This is a genomic window from Amycolatopsis sp. NPDC005232, from assembly GCF_040607795.1.
In the GTDB taxonomy this organism is placed as follows: Bacteria; Actinomycetota; Actinomycetes; order Mycobacteriales; family Pseudonocardiaceae; genus Amycolatopsis.
In genome coordinates, this window is the sequence record NZ_JBEXHL010000015.1 from 183,287 (window position 1) to 209,188 (window position 25,902).

Annotated in this window: 30 protein-coding genes and 1 pseudogene; 22 read left to right on the plus strand and 9 right to left on the minus strand. The window is 71.5% G+C overall.

The window, feature by feature from the left end; all coding sequences use genetic code 11:
• The first annotated feature begins 135 nt into the window (after positions 1-135).
• The gene (locus ABZU76_RS27720) at positions 136-1,251 is read left to right on the plus strand and encodes a glycosyltransferase (RefSeq protein ID WP_354874559.1); all 1,116 of its coding nucleotides are present in this window, start codon (positions 136-138) and stop codon (positions 1,249-1,251) included.
• Here the strand turns inward: ABZU76_RS27720 and ABZU76_RS27725 are convergent.
• On the minus strand, positions 1,248-1,715 hold the full coding sequence (locus tag ABZU76_RS27725; protein WP_354874561.1) for a DUF417 family protein: 468 nt from the start codon (positions 1,713-1,715) through the stop codon (positions 1,248-1,250). The two genes, ABZU76_RS27720 and ABZU76_RS27725, sit on opposite strands and share 4 nt — an antisense overlap.
• A 197-nt stretch (positions 1,716-1,912) precedes the next feature.
• Here ABZU76_RS27725 and ABZU76_RS27730 point away from each other — a divergent pair, with 197 nt between their 5' ends.
• Both ABZU76_RS27730 and ABZU76_RS27735 read left to right on the plus strand, forming a co-directional pair.
• Positions 1,913-2,686, plus strand: a complete 774-nt coding sequence (locus ABZU76_RS27730) for a methyltransferase domain-containing protein (protein ID WP_354874563.1) — start codon at positions 1,913-1,915, stop codon at positions 2,684-2,686.
• Positions 2,687-2,700: 14 nt separating this feature from the next.
• Positions 2,701-3,306, plus strand: a complete 606-nt coding sequence (locus ABZU76_RS27735; protein ID WP_354874565.1) for a TetR/AcrR family transcriptional regulator — start codon at positions 2,701-2,703, stop codon at positions 3,304-3,306.
• Positions 3,307-3,487: 181 nt separating this feature from the next.
• Here ABZU76_RS27735 and ABZU76_RS27740 read toward each other — a convergent pair whose 3' ends face one another.
• The gene (locus tag ABZU76_RS27740) at positions 3,488-3,910 is read right to left on the minus strand and encodes a MarR family transcriptional regulator (RefSeq protein ID WP_354874567.1); all 423 of its coding nucleotides are present in this window, start codon (positions 3,908-3,910) and stop codon (positions 3,488-3,490) included.
• A 79-nt stretch (positions 3,911-3,989) separates the two neighbouring features.
• On the opposite strand from ABZU76_RS27740, the gene ABZU76_RS27745 reads away from it, so the two are divergent.
• From ABZU76_RS27745 to cutA, 3 genes are all read left to right on the plus strand, one after another.
• Positions 3,990-4,922, plus strand: a complete 933-nt coding sequence (locus ABZU76_RS27745) for a zinc-binding alcohol dehydrogenase family protein (protein WP_354874569.1) — start codon at positions 3,990-3,992, stop codon at positions 4,920-4,922.
• 600 nt (positions 4,923-5,522) lie between these two features.
• The gene (locus tag ABZU76_RS27750) at positions 5,523-5,576 is read left to right on the plus strand and encodes a hypothetical protein (protein WP_354874711.1); all 54 of its coding nucleotides are present in this window, start codon (positions 5,523-5,525) and stop codon (positions 5,574-5,576) included.
• Between the two features lie 72 nt (positions 5,577-5,648).
• Complete coding sequence (gene cutA / locus ABZU76_RS27755; RefSeq protein ID WP_354874571.1) at positions 5,649-5,975, plus strand: divalent-cation tolerance protein CutA; 327 nt, start codon at positions 5,649-5,651, stop codon at positions 5,973-5,975.
• A gap of 1 nt (position 5,976) precedes the next feature.
• Here the strand turns inward: cutA and ABZU76_RS27760 are convergent, their stop codons facing one another.
• Complete coding sequence (locus tag ABZU76_RS27760; RefSeq protein ID WP_354874573.1) at positions 5,977-7,209, minus strand: helix-turn-helix transcriptional regulator; 1,233 nt, start codon at positions 7,207-7,209, stop codon at positions 5,977-5,979.
• Between the two features lie 156 nt (positions 7,210-7,365).
• Here ABZU76_RS27760 and ABZU76_RS27765 point away from each other — a divergent pair, with 156 nt between their 5' ends.
• From ABZU76_RS27765 to ABZU76_RS27785, 5 genes are all read left to right on the plus strand, one after another.
• The gene (locus tag ABZU76_RS27765; RefSeq protein WP_354874575.1) at positions 7,366-7,653 is read left to right on the plus strand and encodes a hypothetical protein; all 288 of its coding nucleotides are present in this window, start codon (positions 7,366-7,368) and stop codon (positions 7,651-7,653) included.
• Between the two features lie 570 nt (positions 7,654-8,223).
• A complete protein-coding gene (locus ABZU76_RS27770) occupies positions 8,224-8,466 on the plus strand; it encodes a PadR family transcriptional regulator (RefSeq protein ID WP_220239361.1) in 243 nt (80 codons plus the stop codon).
• A 10-nt stretch (positions 8,467-8,476) separates the two neighbouring features.
• On the plus strand, positions 8,477-8,656 hold the full coding sequence (locus ABZU76_RS27775; protein WP_354874577.1) for a hypothetical protein: 180 nt from the start codon (positions 8,477-8,479) through the stop codon (positions 8,654-8,656).
• A gap of 210 nt (positions 8,657-8,866) precedes the next feature.
• Positions 8,867-9,142, plus strand: a complete 276-nt coding sequence (locus ABZU76_RS27780) for a hypothetical protein (RefSeq protein WP_354874579.1) — start codon at positions 8,867-8,869, stop codon at positions 9,140-9,142.
• Between the two features lie 62 nt (positions 9,143-9,204).
• A complete protein-coding gene (locus tag ABZU76_RS27785) occupies positions 9,205-9,441 on the plus strand; it encodes a hypothetical protein (RefSeq protein ID WP_354874581.1) in 237 nt (78 codons plus the stop codon).
• A gap of 81 nt (positions 9,442-9,522) precedes the next feature.
• Here the strand turns inward: ABZU76_RS27785 and ABZU76_RS27790 are convergent, their stop codons facing one another.
• Complete coding sequence (locus ABZU76_RS27790; protein ID WP_354874583.1) at positions 9,523-10,083, minus strand: HD domain-containing protein; 561 nt, start codon at positions 10,081-10,083, stop codon at positions 9,523-9,525.
• 542 nt (positions 10,084-10,625) lie between these two features.
• Here ABZU76_RS27790 and ABZU76_RS27795 point away from each other — a divergent pair.
• Positions 10,626-12,065 (plus strand): MFS transporter, encoded by a 1,440-nt coding sequence (locus ABZU76_RS27795; protein WP_354874585.1) that lies wholly within the window; start codon positions 10,626-10,628, stop codon positions 12,063-12,065.
• Positions 12,066-12,152: 87 nt separating this feature from the next.
• Here the strand turns inward: ABZU76_RS27795 and ABZU76_RS27800 are convergent.
• Positions 12,153-12,431 (minus strand): annotated as a pseudogene (locus ABZU76_RS27800) (potassium channel family protein); the annotation flags it as partial.
• A 134-nt stretch (positions 12,432-12,565) separates the two neighbouring features.
• Positions 12,566-13,981 (minus strand): DUF2252 domain-containing protein, encoded by a 1,416-nt coding sequence (locus tag ABZU76_RS27805; protein WP_354874587.1) that lies wholly within the window; start codon positions 13,979-13,981, stop codon positions 12,566-12,568.
• 112 nt (positions 13,982-14,093) lie between these two features.
• Between ABZU76_RS27805 and ABZU76_RS27810 the strand changes: the two genes are divergently transcribed.
• The 9 genes from ABZU76_RS27810 (at position 14,094) to ABZU76_RS27850 (ending at position 21,255) form a co-directional block, all read left to right on the plus strand.
• Positions 14,094-15,428, plus strand: a complete 1,335-nt coding sequence (locus ABZU76_RS27810; protein ID WP_354874589.1) for a diacylglycerol kinase family protein — start codon at positions 14,094-14,096, stop codon at positions 15,426-15,428.
• 91 nt (positions 15,429-15,519) lie between these two features.
• Positions 15,520-15,969: a hypothetical protein gene (locus tag ABZU76_RS27815; RefSeq protein ID WP_354874591.1), complete on the plus strand. Its 450-nt coding sequence runs from the start codon at positions 15,520-15,522 to the stop codon at positions 15,967-15,969.
• The gene (locus ABZU76_RS27820) at positions 15,938-16,642 is read left to right on the plus strand and encodes an HD domain-containing protein (RefSeq protein ID WP_354874593.1); all 705 of its coding nucleotides are present in this window, start codon (positions 15,938-15,940) and stop codon (positions 16,640-16,642) included. Before ABZU76_RS27815 ends, ABZU76_RS27820 begins: the two co-directional genes overlap by 32 nt.
• Positions 16,639-17,130 carry a DUF1269 domain-containing protein gene (locus ABZU76_RS27825; RefSeq protein ID WP_354874595.1) on the plus strand — a complete coding sequence of 164 codons (492 nt, stop codon included), beginning with the start codon at positions 16,639-16,641 and terminating at the stop codon, positions 17,128-17,130. Before ABZU76_RS27820 ends, ABZU76_RS27825 begins: the two co-directional genes overlap by 4 nt.
• A gap of 16 nt (positions 17,131-17,146) precedes the next feature.
• Positions 17,147-18,448, plus strand: coding sequence for a hypothetical protein (locus ABZU76_RS27830; protein WP_354874597.1), 1,302 nt, complete (start codon positions 17,147-17,149; stop codon positions 18,446-18,448).
• An 11-nt stretch (positions 18,449-18,459) separates the two neighbouring features.
• Positions 18,460-18,912 (plus strand): hypothetical protein, encoded by a 453-nt coding sequence (locus ABZU76_RS27835; protein ID WP_354874599.1) that lies wholly within the window; start codon positions 18,460-18,462, stop codon positions 18,910-18,912.
• Positions 18,896-19,363, plus strand: a complete 468-nt coding sequence (locus tag ABZU76_RS27840; RefSeq protein WP_354874600.1) for an RDD family protein — start codon at positions 18,896-18,898, stop codon at positions 19,361-19,363. The genes ABZU76_RS27835 and ABZU76_RS27840 overlap by 17 nt, the downstream gene beginning before the upstream one ends.
• A gap of 168 nt (positions 19,364-19,531) precedes the next feature.
• Entirely contained in the window at positions 19,532-20,266 is a 735-nt protein-coding gene (locus ABZU76_RS27845) for an SDR family oxidoreductase (protein ID WP_354874602.1), read from the plus strand.
• The gene (locus ABZU76_RS27850) at positions 20,263-21,255 is read left to right on the plus strand and encodes an RNA polymerase subunit sigma-70 (RefSeq protein WP_354874604.1); all 993 of its coding nucleotides are present in this window, start codon (positions 20,263-20,265) and stop codon (positions 21,253-21,255) included. The genes ABZU76_RS27845 and ABZU76_RS27850 overlap by 4 nt, the downstream gene beginning before the upstream one ends.
• 40 nt (positions 21,256-21,295) lie before the next feature.
• Here ABZU76_RS27850 and ABZU76_RS27855 read toward each other — a convergent pair whose 3' ends face one another.
• Positions 21,296-21,661, minus strand: coding sequence for a YciI family protein (locus ABZU76_RS27855; protein ID WP_220239349.1), 366 nt, complete (start codon positions 21,659-21,661; stop codon positions 21,296-21,298).
• A 365-nt stretch (positions 21,662-22,026) separates the two neighbouring features.
• Between ABZU76_RS27855 and lexA the strand changes: the two genes are divergently transcribed.
• The gene (lexA, locus tag ABZU76_RS27860) at positions 22,027-22,680 is read left to right on the plus strand and encodes a transcriptional repressor LexA (protein WP_220239347.1); all 654 of its coding nucleotides are present in this window, start codon (positions 22,027-22,029) and stop codon (positions 22,678-22,680) included.
• Between the two features lie 13 nt (positions 22,681-22,693).
• Here the strand turns inward: lexA and ABZU76_RS27865 are convergent, their stop codons facing one another.
• Both ABZU76_RS27865 and ABZU76_RS27870 read right to left on the minus strand, forming a co-directional pair.
• Positions 22,694-23,437: an SDR family NAD(P)-dependent oxidoreductase gene (locus ABZU76_RS27865; protein ID WP_354874607.1), complete on the minus strand. Its 744-nt coding sequence runs from the start codon at positions 23,435-23,437 to the stop codon at positions 22,694-22,696.
• A gap of 71 nt (positions 23,438-23,508) precedes the next feature.
• Positions 23,509-25,815, minus strand: a complete 2,307-nt coding sequence (locus ABZU76_RS27870) for a Tat pathway signal sequence domain protein (RefSeq protein WP_354874609.1) — start codon at positions 25,813-25,815, stop codon at positions 23,509-23,511.
• Between the last annotated feature and the right edge of the window lie 87 nt (positions 25,816-25,902).

Genomic DNA, 25,902 nt, shown 5'->3' on the forward strand with positions numbered 1-25,902 from the left:
AAATCTGTGTTCGTGCCTGGTTGACGCCGTTCACTCGGGGTTGAGTTTCCCGCAGAAGAAAGGTCAGTCGTCCGATGGGTCATGGCCGATGCTGTCGTCGAGCCAGGACCTGATCGCGGCGCTAGGATCCGCGAAGTGCTGACGGTGCTCGGGTGGCTCACGCTCGTGGTGTGGCTGGGACTCGCCTTCGGCCACGGCTGGTTCTGGCGAACGGACCAGCGGTTGCCGCCGTCGGCGCGGCCGGTCGAGTGGCCGTCGGTTGCGGTCGTGGTGCCCGCGCGTGACGAGGCGGCCGTGCTCCCGACGACGTTGCCCGCCCTGCTCGCGCAACGGTATCCGGGCAGGGCACGCGTGATCCTCGTCGACGACGACAGCGGCGACGGCACCGGCGACCTCGCCCGGCGGCTCGGGGGCGCGCCGGACGCGCTGCCGCTGACCGTGGTGACGCCGGATCCGTTGCCGGCGGGCTGGACGGGCAAGCTGTGGGCGGCCGCGCGTGGCGTCGCCGAGGCGGGCACGGCGGAGTTCGTGCTGCTGACCGACGCGGACATCGAGCACGGCCCGGGTTCGCTCGAAACCCTCGTGGCGGCGTGCGGTGAGCGTGACCTCGTGTCGCAGATGGCCGTGCTGCGGACCGAAACGCCGTGGGAACGGCTGATCGTGCCGGCGTTCGTGTACTTCTTCGCGATGCTCTACCCGTTCCGGCGCGTGAACAACCCGCGCTCGCGGGTGGCCGCGGCCGCCGGCGGCTGCGTGCTTGTCCGCCGCGGCGCCCTCGAACGCGCCGGTGGTCTCGCGGCCGTCCGCGGCGCCGTGATCGACGACGTCGCCCTGGCCCGCGCGGTGTCCGCGGCGGGTGGGCGGACGTGGCTGGGGTTCGCGACGAACGTCCGCAGTGTCCGGCCGTACCCGCGGCTTTCCGATCTGTGGCAGATGGTGGCGCGCACGGCGTACACGCAGTTGCGGCACTCACCGCTCGTGCTGGCGGGCACCGTGGTCGGCCTGGCTCTGGTGTTCCTCGCTCCCCCCGTACTGACGTTCACCGGCCCGTCGTGGCCGGCGCTGGCGGCGTGGGTGCTGATGGCGGCGACGTTCGTGCCCATCGCGCGCTACTACCGGCAGTGGCCGGTGCTCGGCGCGCTGCTGCCGGTGACGGCGTTGCTGTACACGGTGATGACGCTCGACTCGGCGCGCCGGCACTTCGCCGGCCGTGGTGCCGGCTGGAAGGGGCGGAACTACTTGTCCACTTAGGACCCTTCGCGGTTCAGCGACCGGCCCAGGGTCCAGATCGACGCGCCGAGCAGAACCACGTCCTTGAGCAGGAACTGGCCGACCGGCGACAGCGCGGGGAAGCCGCCCGCGGCCGCGTCGTCGACACCGGGGGTGGTGAGGAAAAAGCTGAGCGTGGTCAGGAAGATCAGGATCCCGAGCACACTGCCCACAACGGACACCCGGGGCGCCCACGGGCCGGCGGCGATGAGAACGGCCGCGGCGAACTCGACCGCGCCGAGGACGATCGCGAGGGCTTGCGGGTCCAGAACGTGGTTCGTCCAGCTCAGGAACGGACTGTGCGAGACGTACTGCTGGATGCGCGTGGCTTCCGACGCCGTCAGCTTGAGCACCGCGATCCACGCGACGACCAGCACGAGCCCGTAGCGCACGACGAGCCCGCCCACGGCCTCGATGCGTCGTCCCAGTGTGACCCGAGAAACCACGGGCTCCCCTTTCGTCGCGATCGAATGTCCGGCCGAACGGTAACCAAGATCAGCTCGGAGGCCGAGGTGGCGGAGCCTTACGAATCGCTGACGGGCTCATGACCGTCCACATCGGACCAGTTGACAGTATCCGGCCCCGCGAGTCATTATGAACATCTGTTCATGAACGTGTGTTCACTACGCTCGAGGAGGAGCTCATGACCGGGATCGTCAACACGGCGCAGGCTGAGGCGTGGAACGGCTACGAGGGTGGGCACTGGGCGGAGCACGCCGATCGCTACGACGCGGTGAACAGCGGGTTCAACCCGTTTCTGCTGGCCGCGGTCGGTCCGGGCGACGACGTGGTCGACCTCGGGTGCGGCACAGGGCAGCTGACGCGGCTCGCGGCGGCGCGGTCCGGGTCCGGCCGGGTGCTGGGCGTCGACCTGTCCGGGCCGATGCTGGCGACGGCGCGGGCCCGGAGTGCGGCGAACGTGGTGTTCGAGCAGGGTGACGTGCAGGTTCATCCGTTCGCCGAGAGATCGTTCGACGTCGCGTTGAGCCGGTTCGGGGTGATGTTCTACGCGGATCCGGTGGCGGCGTTCACCGGGGTGCGCCATGCGCTTCGGCCGGGCGGGCGGCTCGCGTTCGTGTGCCTGACCGAGCTGGCAGGAACCGACCTCGGGACCGTGTTCGGCGCACTGGCGCCACTGCCTTCGGGCAGCGGGCCGACGTCGCTCGCCGATCCCGCGCACACGCGCTCGATACTGGCGGAGGCGGGGTTCCGCGACATCACGTGCACGCGAGTCGAGGCCGATCAGGTCTGGGGCCGCGACGTGGCCGACGCGGCGGAGTTCATCGCCGGTTGGGGCCCGGTCCGGCACCACGCGCGGGGCGCCGAATCTGCCCTCGTGGAGGCCTTGCGCCCGTTCGCCGAACCCGGCGCCGTGCGGCTGCGGGGCGCGGCGTGGCTCGTCACCGCCGGCCGGTGAATACGATGGCGGCGATGTCACCGAGAACAGCAGCCGCCCTGCGCGACGGGGACCGCAGCCTGCGCGAGCACCTCATCGCGACGGCCGGCGCGCTCATGGCCGAGGAAGGCGCGGCGAATCTGACGGTCCGCGCGATCGCCCGCCGAGCCGGCGTCGCGGACGGCGTGTTGTACAACCACTTCGCCGACAAGGAAGAACTCCTGGCGCACGCGCTGCGCGCCCACGTCCGCGACGCCGAACGCGAGCTGGGCGACCTGCCGACTCCCGGAGAAGGCGCGGTCGAGGCCAATCTGCGCGCACACCTCGCCTACGGGCTCGCCCTGCACCGCGCCATCCTGCCCACGTTCGCCGGCCTGCTCGCCCACCAGGCGGTGCTCACGCGCTTCGCGTCCCTCACTCCCACGGGCACCGAATGGCGCGACCGCCTCCTGACCTACCTCCACGCGGAACGCGACCTGGGCCGGCTCTCCCCCGCCGCCCACCTCGACGCCGCCGCGGCCCTGCTCGTCGGCGCGTGTCACGAGACGGTGTTCTCCGCCCTGGTCCCCAGCGCGGGCCCGACCCCGGCACCGTCGGTCGACGACGTGGTGGCGACGGTGCTCGAGGGCATCGGCGCCTGAGGATCACCGGCCGACTTGTCGCGGCCCGCCGCCGCCTCGGCAGCGCCTCCGGACGTCGAGGCCCGAGCCAAGCGCATTCCCGCGCGCCGGCAGCCGCTCGCGGCACTGCGTCGCCCATCCAGGCAGGCTCGCCGTGGCGGTCCAGCGGAAACCGCCGGCAAGTCAGTTCCCGCGACGCGCGCTATCCCGCCGCGGCGACCACGAAACTGGCCAGCTGAGCCAATCGGGAACGTTGCACCTCGGTAAGTCCTGCGGTCAACGCCACCAGCCGGCGCCCCACCTCCGCCTCACCCTCGCGCGCCAGGGCGTGCCCCTCGGGAGTGAGCGACACGAGCACACCGCGGCCGTCGTGCGGGGCCGGGGTGCGCTGGACCAGACCGCGGCGTTCGGCGCGGGTGACGAGGCCCGTGGTGCTCGACTTGTCGAGCTCGAGGTGCCGCGCGAGCTCCTGCATGCCCGGCGTGCGGTCGCGCAGGATGCCGAGCAGGCGCAGCTGCGCGAGCGACAGGCCGTGCTCGGCGGCGACGTGGGCGAGCTCGCCCTGGACCAGGAAGGACAGCTGCGCCAGGCCGTCGACGATGCCCAGGTCCGGTGGTTGCTCCATGGGCTACAGCGTACTTGACGTAGTACGTGGCACAAACTAATTTGGTTTGTGTCACGTACTAAACCGAAGGAGAACCGCCGTGTACGCAGCTGTCGTGCGGTCGTTCGAACGGCCGCCCCACTACGAAGAGTTCGAGACTCCCGAAGCCGACGGCGGGCACCTGCTCGCGGAGGTGCTCGCGGCCGGCCTGCACCCGCGCGTGCGGTCCGGCGCAGGCGGCACGCACTACACCAGTGACGGGCGCCTGCCGATGGTCCCGGGTGTCGACGGGGTCGGCCGGCTACCCGACGGGCGGCGCGTGTACTTCGTCGCCGGCGACGACGTGCCCGGGACGATGGCCGAGCGCGCGGTGGTCGATCCGCGGCGCGCGGTGGAGCTGCCCGCCGGAGCCGACGCGGTGGTGGTCGCGGCCGCGATGAACCCGGCGATGTCGTCGTGGGTGGCGTTGCGGCGGCGGGTCGAGTTCGAGCCGGGGCAGAGCGTGCTGGTACTCGGCGCGACGGGCAACGCCGGGCGGCTGGCGGTGGAGGTCGCGCGGCACCTCGGGGCCGGCGAGGTCATCGCGGTCGGGCGGGATCCACGGCGGCTGGAGCTGCTCACCGCGCTCGGTGCGACCTATGTCGTTGCGACAGCAGACGCGGACAAGCTCGCCGCGGACGTCGAGGTCGTGCTCGACTACACCTGGGGCGCCCCGGCCGAGCTGGCGATGCGGGCGCTCGTCACCCACCGCGCCGAGCGCAGCAAACCACTGGCCTGGGTGCAGATCGGCTCCCCCGCCGGCGCCGACGTCACGCTGCCCTCGGCCCTGCTGCGCGCGGCGAACCTGCGGATCATGGGCAGCGGTCAGGGTTCGCTGACCACCGCCGGCATCGTCGCCGAACTGCCGTCGCTGCTCGACGAGCTCGCCGCCGGCACCTTCACCACCGCCGCGAAAGCCGTCCCGCTCGCCGACGTCGAGAGCACCTGGACGGCACCGTCCGACCCCGGCGAGCGGATCGTCTTCACACCCTGAGCCCTCGGCGCAGGCCAGTGCACCGACCCTTTCCGAGCTCGGTCTCCATCGCGTCCGAAGTGGACAGCCACCAGGGGTCGCGCGTCTCCCGGATGCCTTCCTCGGGCCGGCCCCAGTGCCCGCCCGGTGCCGGCGAGCGGGGCTCCGGCGGGTCATCCGCGGCAGGTGACGCGTCACTTTGACTGACCAGCATCAACCCCAAGATCGTGGGCCAAACGTGGGACGGATGACCGACCATCCGAGGAGTCCCCTTGCACGGCCCGAAGCTACTAACCACTCCCAAACGATGGGCGTCATCCGCAAGTCCCTCATGATCGGCACCGCCGGGCTGGTCCGCGGTTCCTCGAAGAAGCAGCGCGTGGGAAAGGTGCAGCTGAAGGAACTGCGGGAACAAACGCGGTTCGCGCAAGCACAGGCCGAGGCTGCCCGCATCGAAACCTCCGGCCACCCGAAGGGGTCCGTCGGCGATCTGCTGTGGGAGCGGAAGCGGAAAGCCGCAGGGAGTGCCCCAGGCGCCCGCGGTGGGCGCGGTGGGCGCGGTGGGCGCGGTGGGCGCCTCCCCCGCCAGGCTGGTACCCGTCGCCGCAACGGGCCGCGCAGATGCAGTGGTGGGACGGCGCGCAGTGGACGTCGTCGTTCGCGCCCCAGCAGTAGCGGACCGGACACCGGCCGAGCCCTTGGTCACCCTCGCGGCGGCTGGGGCTTTCTGCTGTCTACGGTGGCTGCATGGCTGACCACCTGATCGTCACGACCACCACGCCGGACCGCGAGTCCGCGGACCGGATCGCCTCGTCAGCGGTGGCGCGGCGGCTCGCCGCCACGTCGCAGGTACGCGGCCCCGTCGCGTCGTACTTCTGGCACCTCGGGGAGGCCGGCCAGGGCGAGGAATGGGTCGTTACGTTCAAGACGACCGGCGCGCGCTACGACGAGCTGGAGGCGCACATCTGCGCCGAGCACCCGTGGGACAAGCCCGAGGTGACCGGGATCGTGCTGGCGCGCGGCTCGGCGGACTACCTGCGGTGGATGGAGACGGCGACCGCGCCTGAGAGCTGAGTCACGCGCGGATCTCGTCGAGCACCTGGGCGACCTCGGAAACGTCACGGTGCCGGTCGAGCTTGCGCGCGACGGCGGCGATCCGAGCACCCGGGCGGGTCGAGGCGACGCCGACGGCGAGCTCGTGGGCGCGGCGTAGTGTCGCGGCGGAGTGCTCGACTTCGTGCGCCTGCAGGTACGAGGTCGCCAGCCATGTGAGGTAGAGGGCCTTGTCGCGGGCGCACGTGTCGTCGAAGTCGCCGAGCACGCGTTCCAGCACGGGGACCGCGCGCAGCGGGCGGCGTAGCTCGGTCCAGCAGCGGCCGGCCATGATGTCGACCTCGGCACCGTCGACCCAGAACACCCAGTCGGGCTCCGGCCTGTCGTCGGAGCGGTGCAAGGCGTCGCGAGCCATGGCGAGCGCCGTGTCGGCCTGCCGCGCGTCCCCGGCGACCGCATGCGCCCACGCCTTGCGCGAGAGCAGCAGCGCCGACACCTTCGGCGTGGCGGCCTCGCGTGCGACCTCGTACGAGGCGTCCGCGTCCGCGGTGCCGTCCTTCGCCGTCGTCGTCTGCTGGTAGGCCGCGTAGGCGAGTGCATTGCCGGCGAGGGCCCGGGCGCCGGCCTGCTCGGCAACGCGACGGCTGTCATCGTAGAAGCGGCTGGCCTGCCGGTGATCGCCGTGGTCGAACGCGGCCCAGCCGGCTTGCTGCAACTGCTCGGCGAGCAGCACGTGGAGCTCGCGCCCGATATCGCCGGTGTAGCTGCCGCGGTTGAGCAGGTCCTGCGTCGTGGTGACCTCGGCGGCGTAGACGGGCGCGGTGTCGCCCCCGCCGAGCACGTCGTCCAGGCGGCGCAGCCGGGCGGTGCGGCGTCGCAGGCGGTCGATGTCGGCCTGCCCGATCCGCAGGTCTGTCGGCGGCTGCGCGAGGCTGAGCGGCAACGCGAGGGACGCCATGGCCCCGATGAACTCTCGCCTGTGCACCGCGCCTTCGTCTCCCTTCGCTCGCCGCCGCGCCGTGCGTGAGGTCACCACGGCATCCCGGAGCAGCCGGCCGTCAACGTCGAAGCTGTCCGCGAAGTGCTGCTGCCAGAACGGCGTCAGCAAGCGCCTTTCCGCCTCCCAGCGCGAGACCTCGTTCCGGGTGACCGGCCGGCCGGACAGCGTCGACAGCGTGTCTGCCTGCTCTGCCTGCGACCGTCCCGACTGAGCACGGAGGTGACGGAGCAGCTCGCCGATCGTGTCGGGCTCCATGTCTACCCCCTGTGCTCCACCTGGCGTAGTGGCCACGGCACGTGGCCCTCTCTTCTGGCCACCCCCAGCGAATGGCCACCTCGGCGGCTACTCCTCGTAACGGGGTGATGCTGATTGCCTGCTCATCATGACAGATGGCGACACACGGTGGCGGCCATGAGCGCGCTGATCTACATCGACCCAGCGGCGATCCACCCCGTGATCGACGGCGTGTGGCACCGCACCACGCTAACGGCCATTCCGGCCCCGGGCGACGGCATCACGATGCTGTGCGGCGAGTCGGCGGCCGCCGAGTTCGAGCCGCTCAAGCAACGCACGGCACAGGGCGTGCCGACCCAGTGCCCGTACTGCGATATGGCTTACCGCCGCGCCCTCGGCTGGTCCATACCGCCGAACCATCCAGGTCTGCGCAGCCGGCCGCGAGCGCTCCCGCGGCCGCGCTGATGGGCGTCTGGATCCAAGACGACGGCACTGAGGTCCTGACCGATCCCGACACCGGCGCCGTGATCGAAACCGACGAGTGATCGCCGAGCCGCCCACCTGAACCACCCGATCTCCGGCCGCCGCGCTGTGCCTCGACCCCGCGCGGCGGCCGGGTTCCACCTGCCCATTTTTCGACAACACCGTAAGAGGACAGCTGATGGCAAAGGAACGAAATACCGCCGGAACGGGACCGACCCGGCCGGTATCGGGCAAGAACCACCGAACGACCCGACCGACGGAGAACAACTCCACCCCACAGCCCCGACCGATCCAGCCACCGCCGCCGGACGACAGGCCGAAGCGGTGACGAAGCCACCGAATCGGCCGCGCGACACCCGTAGCTGCCTTGCCGGAGGACAGGAGGGCAACTGGGTGATCGGGGCCGTTGGAAAGTGGGCCGCCCCGGCAGCCGACCGGGCCCACACGCCCGGGTGGCGGCTACCGGTCCAGCCGGTTCCGGTGGCGTCCGGATCCGCCGGCGCAGGACGGCGAAGACTGACGGCGTGCGCATGCTCCGGTTACCATTTGGTCATGCGGACAGCCCGGGAAATGGACAAGCTGGCGTCGGCGTTCCTCGGCGGCGGTCACGGCGCACGCTTCTCGGCTGCGGATCTGCGCGCAGCGGTCGGCGTACACAACGCGCGCCTGTACCCCCTGCTGCAGCAGATGCGGCAGCGTGGCTGGATCACCGACGAATGGCCCAAGTCCGATCCGCTTCGTCCGCACTGCTACCTGCTAACCGAACGCGGCCGGGAAGAACTCTCGGACGCCTAGTCAGCGGATCATGGGCAGCGGTCAGGGTTCGCTCACCGCCGCCGGCATCGTCGCCGAACTGCCGTCCCTGCTCGACGAGCTCGCCGCCGGCACCTTCACCACCGCCGCGAAAGCCGTCCCGCTCGCCGACGTCGAGAGCACCTGGACGGCACCGTCCGACCCCGGCGAGCGGATCGTCTTCACACCCTGAGCCCTCGGCGCAGGCCGGTAAGGGAACTCCTCGGATGATCAGTCATCCGTCCCACGTTTGTCCCACGATCGACTTGTTCACGCTGGTCAACGGTTTTGACACATCAGCTGCTGCGGATGACCCGCCGGAGCCCCGCTCGCTGTCCACTTCGGACGCGATGGAGACCGAGCTCGTGAAGGGTCGGCGCCGTACACCCCGAAGCTACCAACCGTGAAACGCGTGGCGGCCGCGGCGCTCGCTGGGCTTGCCGTCGTGATCGTGGGAGTGGCTCTGCTCGCCCTCTGGGCGGCGGCCGGGTACGACTCGGCGCACTTCGCCACCGCCAAGCCGGCCGAGCAGCTCAGCATCCTCGTGTACGTGGCCGCGCCAATCAGCGACGAGACAGCGAGCTGCGCCATCACCTACGACGGGCGCGTGATTGCAGGTGCCGAGCCGGTGCCGCTTGAGCACACCAACACTCTCGCCTGCCGCGTGAGGCTCGCATGACCGCCGTAACGCAGCGCACGGTTGCAGCGAGTACTCAGCACATACCCAGGGAGGAAATGCTGATGCCGGCCGAAGACCGCTCGCCCCGGCAAACCCCGCTGTCCGTGATCATCGTTCGGATAGTGGTGCCGCTCGGGATCCTCTTGACCTACTGGGCGATCCGCCTTCCGCGCATCACGTCGCCGACAGCAGACGCGAACGTGGGGATCGAGGTCTTCGTGGCTCTCGCGCTGACGCTCATTGGCTGTGTCGTGGCCGCCAGCGGCCTTGTCGCTCTGTACCGCCACATCGTCCGCTAAAAGGCACGAACGGCTGAAAGCCCCGGCGAAGCAATGCCGGGCCTTCTCGTGCTCAGGCCACGCTTTTCTCGACGACCGCGCTCAACGGTCCCGCCACGCCAGCGGGGACAGGGTGACGGCGGCCTCGGCGATACGCCGAGCCGTCTCGGTCGTGAGGCCCTTGCGGGCGGAGTCGATCCATCCGGCGACGCGCTCGACTCCGATTTCTCGGTATTCGACGGCCTGGAACAGCATTTCGAGCTTGTCGGCGTCCTTGGCGCACTTCGCCTCGATGGTCTGCCGGGTCTCGTACTCGTCCACCGCGGTCCGAACCATGGCGCGGGAAGCGTCCGGCAGGGAGGCTGTCTGGTCGGCGGTGATCTCGCGGGGCTCGGGCTTGCTCATGTATTTGGCCGCGGTGTGCGGGATGTCCCCGGTGCGGGTCTCCTGCGTGTCGTGCCAGAGCGCGAGGAACGCGGCCCGCTCCGGGCTCGCGCCTTCCTCCGCGGCGAGCAGCGCCGCGATCTGTGCCGCGCGCATGCTGTGTTCCGCGACCGACTCGGGGTCGCGGACGCCGACGTGCCACCACCCCGTGCGGCGGATGCGCTTGAGCAGCCCGAGCTCGTAGCCGAACGCGGCGAGTGCGGTGGGCTCGTCTGGCATGAGGTGTTCTCCCTTATCGGTCGGCAAGACGCAGAGCGTAGTGAAGGCCGGCGACCTGGTCACGTCCGTCGCGCGTGAGAACGTCGGCGGAAGTGAGCACCTCCAGCGACTCCGCCAGTGCGTCGCGGGCGGCGGAGCGTTCGGTCAACAAGGCGGGGCGGCTGGCCACGGCACCGAGTGGACTCCCGCGCTGTCGAGCCACGCGAACACGACGGTGGGCGGCACCGAGCCCGCGACGGCAAGCAGCGCCTTCGCGTCGCGGGCCCACCAGGGCGCGGTGATGATCTGCTTGACGGCGTCGGAAGTGAGCGCGTTGTCCTTGGACAGTGCCGCGACGGCCGCGAGGCGAACGCTCGCCTGTTCGCCGCGCTCGGCGAGAAGCCGCAGCTGCGAACTGTGGGACCGCGCGGGACGGACCCCCGTCCGCTCCCACAGACTCCCGCAAGCGTTGTTGCTGGTCGGCCCGACACAGTCATCCGCAGCAGGTGATGCCGTCGAAGCCGCGGGTTCACAAGGTGGGGCATCGAGGAGAGGGGCCCCCGATGGCCACGGGATCGAAGAGCGTCTCCGCTTCCGCCGTCGTAGTGCCGCTCGCGCTCGGGCAGTTCATCGCGAGCTACGCGGCGACGAACATGAACGTGGCGATCAGCACGATCGCCGACGACATCGGTACCACGGTCATCAGCATCCAGACGGCGATCACGCTGTTCACGCTCACGATGGCCGCGTTGATGATCCCCGGCAGCAAGCTCACGGACTTCCTCGGCCGCAAGGTCTGCTTCATCGCCGGCCTCGTGATCTACGGCGCGGGCGCGCTGCTGTCGTCCTTCGCGCAGGGCATCGGGCTGCTGATCGTGGGGTACTCGCTGCTGGAGGGCATCGGGTCGGCGCTGCTGATCCCGCCGATCTACATCCTCGTCACGGTGGTGTTCGAAGACGTGAGCGCCCGCGCCCGCAACTTCGGGATCGTGAGCGGGGCGGCGGGGCTCGGCGCGGCGGCGGGGCCGCTGCTGGGCGGTCTGATCACGAGCTACCTCGGCTGGCGGGCGTCGTTCCTCTTCCAGGTGGCCGTGATCGTGCTGATCATCGTCCTCGCCTTGCGCATCGTCGACCCGCCGATCGCCGAGCGCCCGCCGCACTTCGACGTGTGGGGCGCGGTGCTGTCGGCGGCCGGGCTGTTCTTCGTGGTCTTCGGTGTGCTGCAGAGCTCCACCTACGGGTGGCTCAAGTCGCGTGAGGACTTCACGATCGGTGGCACGGTGGTGATCCCCCAGGGCGGCATGTCGCCGGTGTGGATCTACGTCGCGATCGGAGTCGTGCTGCTGGCGATCTTCGTCCTGCACCTGCGGCGTGTGGAGCACGCGGGGCGAGCCCCGCTTTTCTCGCTGAAGATCTTCCGCAGCAAGGCATCGAACCTCGGGCTCGTCACCCAGGTGCTGCAGTGGCTGGTCATGCAGGGGGCGTTCTTCGTGACGTCGGTGTTCCTGCAGCAGATCCGCGGCTTCAACGCGATCGAGACGGGGCTGGTGCTCGTGCCCGCCACCATCGGCATCCTCGCCGCGTCGGCCCTCGCGGGACGGATGTCGCGGCGCCACTCGTTGCGCAGGTTGATCCGCTTCGGCTTCAGCTCCACGACGCTGGGCCTGGCGCTGATGCTGGTGCTGGTCCGGGAAGACTCGAGCGTCTGGACGTTCACGCCCGGGCTGTTGCTGATGGGCCTCGGGATCGGCGTGATGCTGACGGCGTCGGTCAACCTCGTGCAGTCGAGCTCGCCGGAAGAGGCGCAGGGCGACATCTCGGGCGTCTCGCGCAGCGTGTCGAACCTCGGCTCGTCACTGGGCACCGCGCTGGTCGGCTCCGTGCTCGCCGGCGCGGCCGTCCCGGGCAACGGGCCGTTCGGCATCGCCCTGATCATGCTCGTGTGCCTCGGCCTCATCGGCGTCGTCACGGCGCTGCTGATCCCCAGGCAAGCGAAGCGGTGAACCCAGGCCCGGACGCGCCCGGCTGCGCTGCACGGCCGTCAGGATCACTCGCAACGCGACGCCCACCACCAGCAGGTTCGCGAGCATCTGCGCCGTGACCAGCAGGCGCGCGGCCTGCGTCACGGGCACGATGTCACCGAACCCGACCGTCGCGAACACCGTGACCACGAAGTACAGCGAATCGGTGCGGTTCAGCGGCGTGCTGAAACTCTGGGGCACGTTGTACTGCAGCACGTAGTACACGTTGGCGAACACCAGCAGGAACAGCGGCACCACCAGCGCCAGCGCCTGGATCCCCTGTAACGCCGGGCGCGTGGAGCGCAGGATCGCGCGCGCCTCGACCACCACCAGGACCGCGACCAGCATGACCCCGACGACGAGCCCCACGATCGTCCACGCGTCGAGCTGCCGGTCCACCGGGAGCAGGTAGTACACGGCGATGAGCGTCGCCACCGTCAGCACGGGGCGCAGCACACCCGGGCCGAGCAGCTGCCGCGCCTTCACCTCCCCGACTCGGCCAGGACCGCACCCGTCTTGATGGCCTTGAGCAACGCCGCGTGGTCCTTCTCGTTCTGGTCGGCGTAGTCGTGCGTGAACTCGGCGATCGCCTGGTCGAACGAGTCACCGGAGCCGACGTAGGCACCGATCGCGACGCTGTCGCCGGTGCGGGCGTGGGCGCGCGCGAGCGTCCACGCGCACAGCATGCCGTAGGTGCGCAGGTCGCGCGGGTCCATCGTCTCGACGTTGGCCGAGCCCTTCCAGTCGCGCAGCTGGCGCAGGTAGAAGTCGCGTGGGCGGCCGTCGGTACCGGTCACGTGGACCCAGCCCAGGAAGATGTCGCTCACCGTCTGCATCAGCCGCTGGCCTACGACCACGCGGCGCCCCGCGTTGTCGTAGTCGCTGGGCCCGGCGAACTCCTCCAGCACCGATGGGCCGGCTTCCTTCGCCTGCAGGAACAACGGGTCGCGGTCGTCGTTGCCGAGCAGCAGGACCATCCAGCACCGCGTGCCGACGCTGCCGACACCCACGACCTTGTGCGCTATGTCCACGATCCGGTAGCGGTCGAGCAGCACGCGCCGCTCGGGTTCCAGCGTGGCGCGGTAGGCCTGCAGGATCGAGTTCAGCTGCTTGCGCACCTCGTCCACGGCCTTCTTGGTGTGCGCCATCTCCTCCAGGGGCAGCACGATCGGCGGGTCGGGCTTGATCTGCACCTTGCCGTCGGTGACCGACGTGAAGCGGCGCAGGGCGCCGAGGTTGTCGTGCGCCTGAGCCGAGGCCATGCCCTTCTCGATCATCCGGCGCCGTTGCCCGCCCAAGCGATTGGCGTACAAGGCCTCCACCTGATCGACGTCGGCGTGGGCGTACCAGACGTCGAGCGCGGTGCGCTCGCCGAACTCCCGCATCGCCTTGCGGTACTGCGCGATCGTCGCGACCACCACACCGCGGCACTGGCGGGCGGAGAACCCGTTGTGCCGGCTCGCGATCTCGAGGCTCGCCGCGAGGCGCTTCACGTCCCACTCCCAGGGGCCGGGCAGCGTCTCGTCGAAGTCGTTGATGTCGAACACGAGCTTGCGTTCCGGCGAGGCGAACACGCCGAAGTTGATCAGGTGCGCGTCGCCGCAGGCCTGGACCCGCAGCCCGCTCACCGGCGTGCCGGACAGGTCGCTCGCCATCGGCAGCGCGGCACCGCGGAAGTAGGTGAACGGCGACACCGCCATGCGCCCGTAGCGGATCGGCAGCAGTTCTTTGACCCGCGCCTCGTCCTGGCGCGCGAGCAGTTCCAGCGGATCCGGGCGGCCGCGTTCGCGCGTGAACCCGGCGTGGCTCGACCGCGGAGCGGCAGCGCGGGCGTCCTTGCCTCGCGCGATCCGGTCTGCTCGGGATTCGAACGTCGAACGTCGTGAGGTCAGCACCATCGGGGCAGCTTCACCCGCCGGCGAGCGCCTTTCCTCCCCCGCACGGGGTGAGACGAGGCATCATCCGGACGGGGTGACGACACGGGGCCGCCCGCCCACGCAGGGTCGGCGCATGACCGGCCCCGCTCCGTCGCTCGCCCGGCGCGCGTGCGCGCTCGGCGCCCTCCTCGCGCTGGCCGCCGCGATAGTCGTGGCGGTCCTCGCCGCGCTCCGCAGCCCGGGACAGTTGGTGCTCGCCGTGGTGCTGCTGGTGATCGCCACGATCGCGGCCTGGGCCGCGCTGGTCCGCCACGGGCTCGCGCGGATCGTGCTCAGCATCATCGCGGTCCTCGCCCTCGCCGCCATCGCCTTGCTGCCGGACCTGCGCACATTCGTGGTGCTGCTGCTGGTGCTCGGGCTGATGGTGCTCGCAGCGCTGGCCGCCCGGGTGGCGATCGGCCACGACCTGGCCCGGCGGGTGCGGGCCGACCGCGTCGGTCCCGCGCGCCACGGCGTGCTGCTGATGAACCCCCGCTCCGGCGGCGGGAAGGTGGCGCAGTTCGACCTCGAACGCGAGGCGCGAAAACGCGGCATCACCCCCGTCGTGCTGCGCCGCGGCGACGACCTGCGGGAGCTCGCCGAAGAGGCCGCCAACCACGCGGACGTGCTCGGGATGGCCGGCGGCGACGGCTCCCAGGCGCTGGTCGCCGACGTCGCACGCCGCCACGGGCTGCCGTATGTGTGCGTGCCCGCCGGCACGCGCAACCACTTCGCTCTCGACCTAGGGCTCGACCGCGAGAACGTGACCGCCGCCCTCGACGCGTACGGCGAAGCGGCCGAGCACCGCATCGATCTCGCGCTGATCGGCGACCGGGTGTTCGTGAACAACGCTTCGCTCGGCGTGTACGCCACGGTGGTCCAGTCGCCGGGCTACCGCGACGCCAAGGTGTCGACGGTGGCCGGGCAGCTGCCGCAACTGCTGGGCCCCGACTCCGAGCACTTCGACCTCCAGTACCGCGTGCCCGGCGAGGACGACCGGCCGCCGGCCGACATCGTGCTCGTGTCCAACGGCGCCTACCGCCTCGACCGACTCAGCGGCTTCGGCTCGCGCGAACGGCTCGACAGCGGCGCGCTCGGCATCGTCACCGTGAACGTCGACCGAGCGCGCGACCTGCCCGCGCTGGTCACCGCGGAGCTCACGGGCCAGCTCGCCCGCTACCCCGGCTACCGGGAGTGGCAGGCCGAGGAGTTCGTGGTGAGCTCGGGACAGTCCCTTGTGGACATCGGCGTCGACGGCGAAGCCCTTCGGCTGGAACCACCACTGCGGTTCCGCACGCTGCCCGGCGCGCTGCGCGTCCGCGTGCCACTGGACGCGCCCGGCGTCGCCCCCGCGGCAGCCGCGCCCAAAGGCATGGGCGAGGCGCTACGCGTGCTGTTCCGCGTGCTCGCCGGACGGCCGGCCGGCTGACGTCCGGAAAGGACGCTTTCATCCGCACCGGGCGAAGCGCCCACGAGCCGGGCCGTCGAAGATGTCCGCGGCCAGGAGAAGGGACCCGACCATGAGCCATCACGCTGTACGCCCGGCCGCACCCGCGCAGGAGTCCGCCGCCGAGGACTCCGGCTGGGCCGGCTGGATCTTCTTCGGTGCCACGATGATGTTCCTGCTCGGCAGTTTCACCCTGGTCGAAGGGCTCACGGCGCTGCTCGACCCGCAGTACTACGCCGTGACCGCGCACGGGACCCTGCTGTTCGACCTCACCGGCTGGGGCTGGGTGCACCTCGTGCTGGGCGCGGCCGCGGTGCTCACGTCGTTCGGGCTGTTCGCGCGAGCGAGTTGGGCGCGTTACCCCGGCGTCGCGATCGCCGGGCTCAGTGCCTTGGCACACCTGACTTTCCTGCCCGCCGCGCCGTTCTGGGCGCTGGTCGTGCTCACCCTCGACGTGCTGGTCATCTGGGCGCTGGTCGCACATGCCTCCGATGTACTCCGAACCCGCCACAGCCGCCGCTGAACCGGCGACGCGCCCTCGCGGTGCGCTGATCGCGTGGGCCCGGGGCCTCGCGCAGCGCCACCTTTCGCGCGAGCTGCCCCGCCGGTGGGACCACGTGCAGGGAGTCGCGAAGTGCGGGCGGCAGATTGGGCCGAGCCTGCTGTCCGCCGAAGAGGAAGAGCTGCTCGTGGCGGCCGCGCTGTTGCACGACATCGGTTACGCGCCTGGGCTCATCGTGTCCGGCTACCACCCGCTCGACGGCGCCCGGTTCCTCGTCGCGGTGTCGGCACCGCCCCGGCTGGTCAACCTCGTGGCCCAGCACTCGGCCGCCCAGTTCATCGCCGAGGAGCGCGGGCTCGGGGCCGACCTCGCCCGCTACCCGGACGAGCGCACCGTGCTGCGCGACGCCCTGTGGTTCTGCGACATGCGCACGACCCCGGACGGCCGCCCGACCGACTTCGCCGAGCGCATCGCCAGCATCCGCGCCCGCCACGGCCCCGGCTCACCCCTCGTGCGCGCGCTCGACGCCGGCGCGCAGGCCGCCCGGCACGACGCGGTGCGGCGCACCGAGCTGCGGCTGGGCGCCGCGGTGGCGCGGCGGCGGGTCTCACCCCGCAGGGGCGAGGCGCACGGGGCCGCGCCGGGCGACGGTGACCTCGGCGCAGACCGCGAACCCGACAGGAGAGCACGATGACGACGCTGACGGTGTGGAAGTTCGACAGCCCCGACGGAGCCGACAACGCGGTCGACACCCTCCGGAGCCTGGCCAAGCAGGAACTGATCGCGATCCACGACGCGGCCACCGTGTCGTGGAAACCGGACGCCAAGAAGCCGAAGACCCGGCAGCTGCGCAACCTCACCGCCGGCGGCGCGATGAGCGGGATGTTCTGGGGCATGCTGTTCGGCCTGATCTTCCTGATGCCGCTCATCGGCGCCGCCATCGGCGCGGCCACCGGTGCGCTCGCCGGCTCGCTGACCGACGTCGGCATCGACGACGACTTCATCAAGTCCGTGCGCGACAAGATCACCCCCGGCACCTCGGCCCTGTTCCTGATGTCCAGCGACGCGGTGGTCGACAAGGTGAAGGCCGCCATCGAGGCCGGCGGCCACAAGCCGGAGCTGCTGCAGTCCAACCTGTCCGCAGAGCAGGAAGCCGCGCTGCGGGAAATGATGTCGAGCTGATCGGACCGGGCCGGTCATGTCGGAGCGCACGGACCACCTCACCGAGCCGACCGCGGACGAGCGGGCCGAGCTGGAACAACTGCGGCTCGAAGTCGCCCGGCTGCGGGCCACCCGCGAACGCCGCCACCTCAGCTGGCGGCCGATCGTGTCCTCGATCCTCATCGTGCTCGGCTGCATCCTCGCGCCGCTCGCGCTCGCGTCGGTGTGGGTGAACAACCAGATCTCCGACACCGACCGGTTCACCGCCACGATGAGCCCGCTGATCCGCGACCCGGCGGTGCAGGCCGCCGTGACCGACCGGGTCACCGAGGCGATCTTCACGAACATCAACGTGCAGGCCATCGCGACCGACGCCGTCGGCGCCCTCGCGGCCCAGGGCGTCCCGCCGGCCGTCACCGACCGGCTCGAGGCCCTGACCGGTCCGCTCGCGTCGGGCGTGCAGAGCTTCGTGCACGGCCGGGTCGCGACCCTCGTCGCCAGCGACCGGATCGCGCAGACCTGGGACCGCGTGATCCGCACAGCCCACCAGCAGGCGGTCGCCGTGCTCAACGGGTCGGCGTCGGCCATCGCGATCCAGGGCGACAAGGTCGTGCTCGACCTCGCGCCGTTCATCGACGACGCGAAGCAGCAGCTCGCCGCCGACGGGCTCACCATCGTGAACCGCATCCCCGAGGTCCACCCGACGATCCAGGTCGCCGACGCGGCCGGCCTGGTGAAAGCCCGCTCGTGGTACACCACCCTCGACCGGCTCGCGACGTGGCTGCCGTGGATCGCGATCGTGCTGCTCGCCGCGGGCGTCTACATCGCCCGGCACAAACGGCGAGCGCTCATCGCCGCCGCGCTCGGGTTCGCGTTCAGCATGCTGGTCCTCGCGATCGGGCTCGCGATCGGGCGAACCATCGTCGTCGACGCGGTCCCGAGCCGCTCGGCGGCACCGGTCTCGGCGGCGTTCGACATCGTGCTGCGGTTCCTGCGCGACGGTCTGAGAACCCTGTTCGCGGTCGGGATCGTGGTGGCGCTCGGGGCCTTCCTCGCCGGTCCTTCGTCGACCGCCGTCCACATCCGCCAGGGCGTGGTCAAGGGACTGACGTGGCTGCGCTCGCGCAGCGGCCTGCGCGCCACCGGCCTCGGCAAGTGGGTGCACACCTACCGCGTGGCCCTGCGCGCCGGTGCCGTCGCGATCGCCGTGCTCGTGTTCCTGTTCCTCGATCGGCCGAGCGGGCTCGCGGTGCTGCTGATCGCCCTCGTGCTGCTGGTGGTCCTCGCCGTGATCCAGTTCCTCGACGTCCCCGGCGACCGGCCGGCGGCGACCGGCTGAAGGGGGACGCCGTGAACGACGAGCCCGATCGCGTCGGCGCAGTGCTGGGGCTGGGCGCGGTGGCGCTCAAGGCCGGCTGGTGGGCGTCCACCCCGCTGCGGCGGGCGGGCTGGGCCGTGCTGACGACCGCCGTGCCCGAGGACGTGGCGCGCCGCGCGGTGCGGGACGTGGTGACCGCGGCCGCCGCGGCCGTGCTCGACGCGGTCGACCTGCCGAAGCTGGTCGGTGAGCACGTGGACCTCGACGCCGTACTCGCCGAGGTCGACGTGGCGGCCATGGTGTCCACACTGGACTTCGGCGACCTCGTGGCCGCGATGGACCTGCCTGAAGTCGTGCGGCAGTCGAGCGGAACCGTTGCGGGCGAAGCGATCCGGGGCGTGCGGGGTGCCGGGGTGAACGCCGACGACGCCGTGGCCCGGGTGGTCGGCCGCGTGCTGCGGCGCCGTGGTGACCGGCCCGCCTGAGGGGCCGGCGGGCATCGTCACGCGCTTGGTCGCCGCCCTGCTCGACGCGGCCGTGACCGGGCTGCTCACGGTCGGCGGCTACCTCGCGGTGGTGGCGGCGCTGTTCGCGGCCTCACCGCTGGGGTTCCGATGGCCCGCGGCACCGCCGGCACTGGCCGGCGGAATCTCCGCGGCCGTCGCGATCGTGTACCTCACGGTCAGCTGGGCCACCATCGGCCGCAGCTACGGCGAGGCGCTGCTCGGCCTCCGCGTCGTGGGCCGCGGCCGGCGCCTGGGCTGGGTCCGCGCCGCGGCCCGGGCGCTGTTCTGCGTGGTCTTCCCGATCGGGCTGCTGTGGGTGATCGTGAGCCCCCACCGCCGGTCCCTGCAGGACGTCGTCCTCCGGACCACGGTCGTCTACGACTGGGAGACCGACGGCGGAGCGCGGGTGTCCACAAAGGACACTGTATAGGTCGTTATACGATCCGGTGGCCGGCCGCGAGAGGACGATTCTCACGCAAGCGCGGAACCTGCACCGCTGAGCCTGATGTGACCCAAGACACAGCGGCAGGCCGACGGTTTTCACGGCACCGGGCGGTCTTGATGCGGACCGAATTCCCTCACCACCCGGGAGTGTCCGATGTCTTTCCAGACCGCCGTCGTCACCGGAGCCGGCCGTGGGTTCGGGCGCGCGATCGCCGTCGCGCTCGTGGCCGCCGGCACGCGCGTCGTCGGGATCGCGCGCAGTGAAGACGATCTGCTCGCCGTCCGCGACGAGGCCGGCGAGCTCTTCACGCCCCTGGCCGCCGACGCGACCGACGAAACGCTGGCCGCGGCCGTGCTCCGCGACTACCGGCCCGATCTGCTCGTGCTCAACGCCGGCGCGACGCCGCACATGGCGCCGGTGCAGGACCAGACCTGGGAAACCTTCAGCCGCAACTGGCACACCGACACGCGGCACGTCTTCGAGTGGACCCGCGCGGCGTTGCGTGAGCCGCTCGCGCCCGGCGGCGTGGTCGTGTCGATGTCGAGCGGTGCGGCGCTGGCCGGGTCGCCGCTCAGCGGCGGTTACGCGAGCGCCAAGGCCGCGGTCCGCTACCTGCGCGGCTACGCGGCCGACGAAGCCGAGCGCGCCGGGCTGGGCCTGCGTTTCCTCACGCTGCTCCCCCAGCTCACGCCGACGGCCGGCGTGGGCTCGGCCGGCGTCACCGCCTACGCGGCCCGCCAGGGCGTGGCCCGCGACGCGTTCATCGAGGGTCTGCAGCCGGTGCTCACGCCGGAGCAGGTGGCCAAGGCCGTGCTGGAGCTGGCGGCCGACGAGACCGCCGCGCCGGAGCACGTCGTCGGCGGTGCCGGCGTGCGCCCGCTGCCGTGAGCGGCCTCTACAGTGGACTCCTGCGCACCACGGGAGAAGCCATGCCGTCGAACGCCGAGTTCAGCGCGCTGACCGAGCCGTTCCGGCCGGAGCTGCTCGCGCACTGCTACCGGCTGCTGGGCTCGATCCACGACGCCGAGGACCTCGTGCAGGAGACGTATCTGCGGGCCTGGCGCGGGTTCGGCGGATTCGAGGGCCGGTCGTCGGTGCGGCGCTGGCTGTACAAGATCGCCACCACCGCCTGTTTGACGGCGCTGGCGACCCAGGCTCGGCGGCCGCTGCCGTCGGGCCTGGGCGCGCCGGCCGACGACCACCGGGTGCCGGTGGCCTCGCGTGAGCCGTCGGTCGCGTGGCTCCAGCCGGCCCCCGAGTTCGGCGCCGGGGACCCGGCCGTGGCCGCCGCGGCGCGGGCCGGGGTGCGGCTCGCGTTCATCGCCGCGCTGCAGCTGCTACCGGCTCGGCAGCGGGCCGTGCTGACGCTGCGCGACGTGCTGGCCTTCCCGACGGCCGAGGTCGCGGAGCTGCTCGACACGACCGCGGCGGCCGTCGACAGCGCCCTGCGCCGCGCGCGGACGCACCTCGCCGAGGCCGGACCGATCGAGGACGAGATGACCGAACCGACCGGCGAGACCGACCGGGCGCTGCTCGAGAACTACGTGGACGCGTTCACCCGCGCCGACGCCGAAGCGCTGGTCCGTCTCCTGCGCGCCGACGTCGAGCTGGAGATGCCGCCGATCCCGACGTGGTTCACCGGCCGCGACGCCGTCACGCGGTTCCTCGCGGCGCGCGTGCTGCGTCCGGGCCGCTGGCGGATGACGCCCGCGCGCGCCAACGGCCAGCCGGCTCTCGTCGTGCACCACCGCACCGACGACGGGTCCGACGAGCCGTACGGCGTGCAGGTGCTGACCGTGCGCGGCGGGCGCATCGCGCGCATCACGTCGTTCAACGACCCGGCACTGGTGCCGGTGTTCGCTCCCTCGTACCGGTGACCCGGCCGGTCCGCCCGCGGCGGGCGGACCGGCCGGGGCGTCACGCGGTGGGGAGCTCGTCGAACTCGACGACCTGGCGCACCTCGACCTCGATCTCGTCGTCGAACAGCGCCGCGTAGGTCTTCGCGTACTCCACGGCCTCCTCGCGGTTCGCGAAGTTCAGCAGCGCGAAGCCCCCGATGACCTCCTTGGCCTCGGTGAACGGGCCGTCGGTGGCCTTGATGGCACCGCCGCGCGTCTTGCGCACGAGCGCGCCCTTCTCCGACGGGTGGACGCCCTCCGCCGTGATCAAGATGCCCTTCTCGGCCGAGTCCTGGATGAACTCGCCCATCTTCGCGATGAACTCCTGGCTGGGGTTCCACGACGAGTGCGTCTCCGACAGCCGGTGCATCATGAGAAACCGCATGTCCGCTCCTTTGTCCCTCGGGCCGGGATCCGGATTCTTCCCGGAAGCGCTGACCGGCCCACACCGACGCGTCGAACGGCCCCGCTCACGATTCGACAAACCGATCGGGAAGATTTTCGACGACCTCGCGGCCGGGGTCCAGCCGAGCCCGCTGCCCGGCCAGGAGCGTCACAAAACCGCAGGTACGCGCGGGTCGATCCCGCACCAGCGATCTTCGTCCATGCGCGATTTCCCTCTCCTGGGACGTCCGGTCGCTTCCTCACCCACGAGGCGGTCCGGGCGGTTGCTTCCCCGGCCGGGCGAACTTCGCCGACGCACCGGACCGGTCCCCGGCGCGCGCGGCGCCTACCTCTACGATTCGGCGGGTGACCACCTACGACGACACCTTCGACCATCTCGACGCCTCGTCCCTGCCGCTTCGCCAGCAGCAGATCCTGGTCACGATCCGGGACTGGGTGGTCCGCCACGGGTACGCGCCGAGCAGCCGCGAGCTCGGCGAGGCCGTGGGGCTGCGGTCGTCCTCGTCGGTGTCGAAGCACCTGGCGAGCCTGGAGGACAAGGGTTACCTGCGGCGCAGCAGCTCGATGTCGCGGCCGATCGATGTGCGCGCGTTCCTCGGCACGGCCGAGCCGCAGCACGGTGAGGACTCCGTGGCGGTTCCGGTCGTCGGCCACATCGCCGCCGGCACGCCGATCTCGGCCGAGGAGCACCTCGACGAGATGCTGCAGCTGCCGCGCGGGCTCACCGGCCGCGGCAACGTCTTCGGCCTGCGCGTGCGCGGCGACTCGATGATCGACGCCGCAATCTGCGACGGCGACATCGTCGTGGTGCGCCAGCAGTCCGAGGCGCACTCGGGCCAGATCGTCGCCGCGATGATCGACGAGGAGGCGACGGTGAAGGTCTACCGGCGCCGCAACGGCCACGTGTACCTCGAGCCCCGCAACCCGGCCTACGACGTGATCGACGGCGACCGGGCCGTGGTGCTGGGCACGGTCGTGTCGGTGCTGCGCAGCATGTGAGTCACCGTGTGAGTCACCGCATGAACAGGCCGCCGTTGATGTCGAACGTGGCCCCGGTGATGTACCCGGTGGTCTCGCCGCACAGGTAGGCGACGAGGTCCGCGACCTCCTCGGCGCGCCCGAACCGCCCCACGGGGATGGCGGCCTCGGTGGCTTCGAGCTCCTCGGCATCCATCTCGTCCATCACCGGTGTCCGCGTGGCCGCCGGGGCGACGGCGTTCACCGTGACGCCCGAGGCGGCGAGCTCCTTCGCGAACACCTTGGTGAGCACCAGGACTCCCGCCTTCGACGACGCGTAGTGCGCGCCCGCGACCTGCCCACCCTGCTGCCCGGCCAGCGACGCAAGGTTGACCACGCGGCCCCACCCTCGCTCGCGCATCGCCGGCGCGAGCTCGCGCGTGAGAAGGAAAACGCTGCGCAGGTTGGTCGCCAGCACGTCGTCCCACTCGGTCACCTCGATGTCCCACACCGACCGGCTCCGCGTGCGGGCCGCGTTGTTCACGAGGATGTCCGGCTCGCCGAATGCCCGCCGCACCTCCTCGGCGACGGCCCGCACGGCCGCCGGGTCCCGCAGGTCCACGGCAAATGGCGCTGCCGTGGCGCCGGAGGCGTCGAGCTCCCGCGCCTTCGCGCCCACGCTGCCGGCATCGATGTCGAGCAGTGCCACCCGGTGGCCGAGCCCGTGCAGCCGCTCCGCGACGGCGGCCCCGATCCCGCGCCCGGCCCCGGTCACGACGGCGGTCCTGCGAGTGTCCACTGTGCCCTCTCGTGGTCGGCGTCGTCGGACTCGGAAACCAGTCTGCCCGAGACCCACCAGCGGCGCCCGGGTCAGGCCGGCAGCCCCCACGGAGTGCTCGGTCCGTTCGAAGCCACCGGCCGCACCGCGAAGTCCGGCCGGTCGCCCGCGCGGTACACGAAGGCCTCCTCGCCGCGCGCGAGCTCGACCCGCACGTCGCCGTTGGGCAGGGTGCGCCAGCGCTTCGCCCGGCCCTGCGCGTCGGTGACCGCGAGCGCGCCGTCGATGCCCGGGCGCAGGACGCAGGGGGCGCCGGCTTCGCTGTGAACCTTCAGCCAGCGCGTTTTGCCGCCTTCGCGGGCGGCGCTGAGCAGGAACGCGCCTTCGGTGCGGAAGTCACGCACGGCGATGTCGCCCCACGTCGCGGGGACGGCGGGGAACAGCCGCAGGACACCGCCCCAGCTCTGCACCAGCATGTCCTGCATCGACTTCACCGCCGAGAGCGGCGTCTCGATCACGGGGCCGGACTCCTCGTACATCGTGTTGGGCTGGATGAACCGGCTCTGCAGCTGGTCGAGGTAGTCCGCCGCCTGGTCGCCGCGTCGCATCGAGGCCGAGATCGACGCGGCGCCGGTGAAGGTGTAGCCCTGCAGCGCGCCCTCGAAGCCGACCCAGTGCGCCAGCGACTTCTCGATCAGCGCGCGGTTCTCCGGCTGCTCCCAGGTGATCTCGTACAAGGGGTAGACCTGCAGCAGGTGCGAGTAGTGCCGGTGCGACTTCGCGAAGGGCACGCCGGCGCCGATCATGTAACCGTTGCCGTCCACGGCGTAGGGCGCGAGCGTCGCCAGCACCTGCTGCCAGCGCGGCACGAGCGGGTCCGCGACGCGCAGCTCGCGCGCCGTGTCGAGCAGGGTGCGGCAGCCCCAGCGCACGAGCGCGAGGTCGTAGGTGCAGTCGGGAGCGTTCACGCCGTACTCGGGCGAGAACGTGGGCGGGAGGTGCAGCTTCCCGTCCGGGCCCGGCACCAGGAAGTGCAAGTAGTAGTTGATCGCTTTGCGCAGCAACGGGAACAGCGTGTCGCGCAGCAGGCGGCGATCCAGCGTGTGCCGGTAGGACAGCCACACGTTGTGCAGCGCCCACGTGAGATCGCCGACCTCCGGGGTCGGGGCGTCCTGGCCCGGCACGCCCACGGGGAAGCCGCTGCTCGCGTCGGAGACGCCGTTGAACAGGGTCATGTCGGTGGTGCGCGGGATGCCGGCCGAGTCGCTCTGGTACGGAGCGCCGACCTGGCTCGACAGGTGCCCGCGGTACTGGTCCAGCGCCCGGCTCACGGCGTCGAGCTCCAGGTGGTTGGAGCCGTGGATGAGCCAGTACTCGAGCTGCACGTTGAGGTTCCACCACGTGGCCGGCCACGGCGTGTTCTCCAGCCACGGGCCCGAGGTCGCCATCACCGGGGCCTCGCGCCGCGCGGCCGAGGCGAGCTTGTACAGCTGGATCCAGTAGAAGCTCTGCAGCCGGGTGTCCGGAATGGACACGAAACTGCGCCGGTAGTAGTCGTGCCACCAGCGGCGGTGCTCGCGCGTGAGCGCGCCGAACGCGGCCGCCGTGCGCACGGACCACAGCGCCCGCGCGGTGGACGTGCGGTCGGGGTAGGACCAGGCGACCGACGAGTAGAGCGTCCGCGCGCCGCCGCGGGTGACCTCCCGCCAGGCGGTGACGTGCTCGCCGCCCGCGAGCAGCGGCTGCTCGGCGACGTGGCTGTCGCCGACGGCGCGGACCGTCGCCGGCGGGTTCGCGACGTAGCCCTCGGGCGGCGCCTTCTTCCAGACGGGGTCGGCGCGCGGGCTCACGGCCTCGGCCGGGTGGAAGACCCAGCGGAACCCGCGTTCGCCCTCGGTCGGGCGCACCTCGACCGCGAGCACCGGCTGTCCGGTGTGGACGATCGCTCGCAGCGCGAGGCTGCCCGCTGCCGTGGTGATCGTGCCGGTGAGCTCGGCGTTCCACAGGTCCAGACGCCAGTCGACGCCGGTGATCGCGCCGACGGGTTCGAGCGTGAAGTACCCGATCGGCAGCCGGGCGAGGCCGAACAGCGAGCCGTACTGCGGGCGGTGGTCCTGCACCTCGCTGTGCTGCACGTTGAAGCGCACCGCGTTCTTGCCCGGCTCGGCGTAGATGCCCGAGCCGAGGAAACCGTTGCCGAGGAACGGCCCTTCCGTCCACGCGGCCGGCATCCGGTGCCACCGCAGGTCCGCGGTGGCGAGGAAGGCGGCCCAGTCGAAGTCGTCGCCGCCCGGCGGCGGGTGGCTCGCGGCCGAGGCGACGGCCGGGCCCAGGCCCGCCGCGCTCGCCGCGATCCCGGCGAGCGCGCCGCCGAGGACTGTTCTGCGGGAGACGTCCATGTCTGCGACCTCCAGGTCAGTGGCGGCGGCGGTCGGCCCAAAACATAGGATGTCTGACCTCTGTTGTCGAGACCTCTGCTCAAGTTC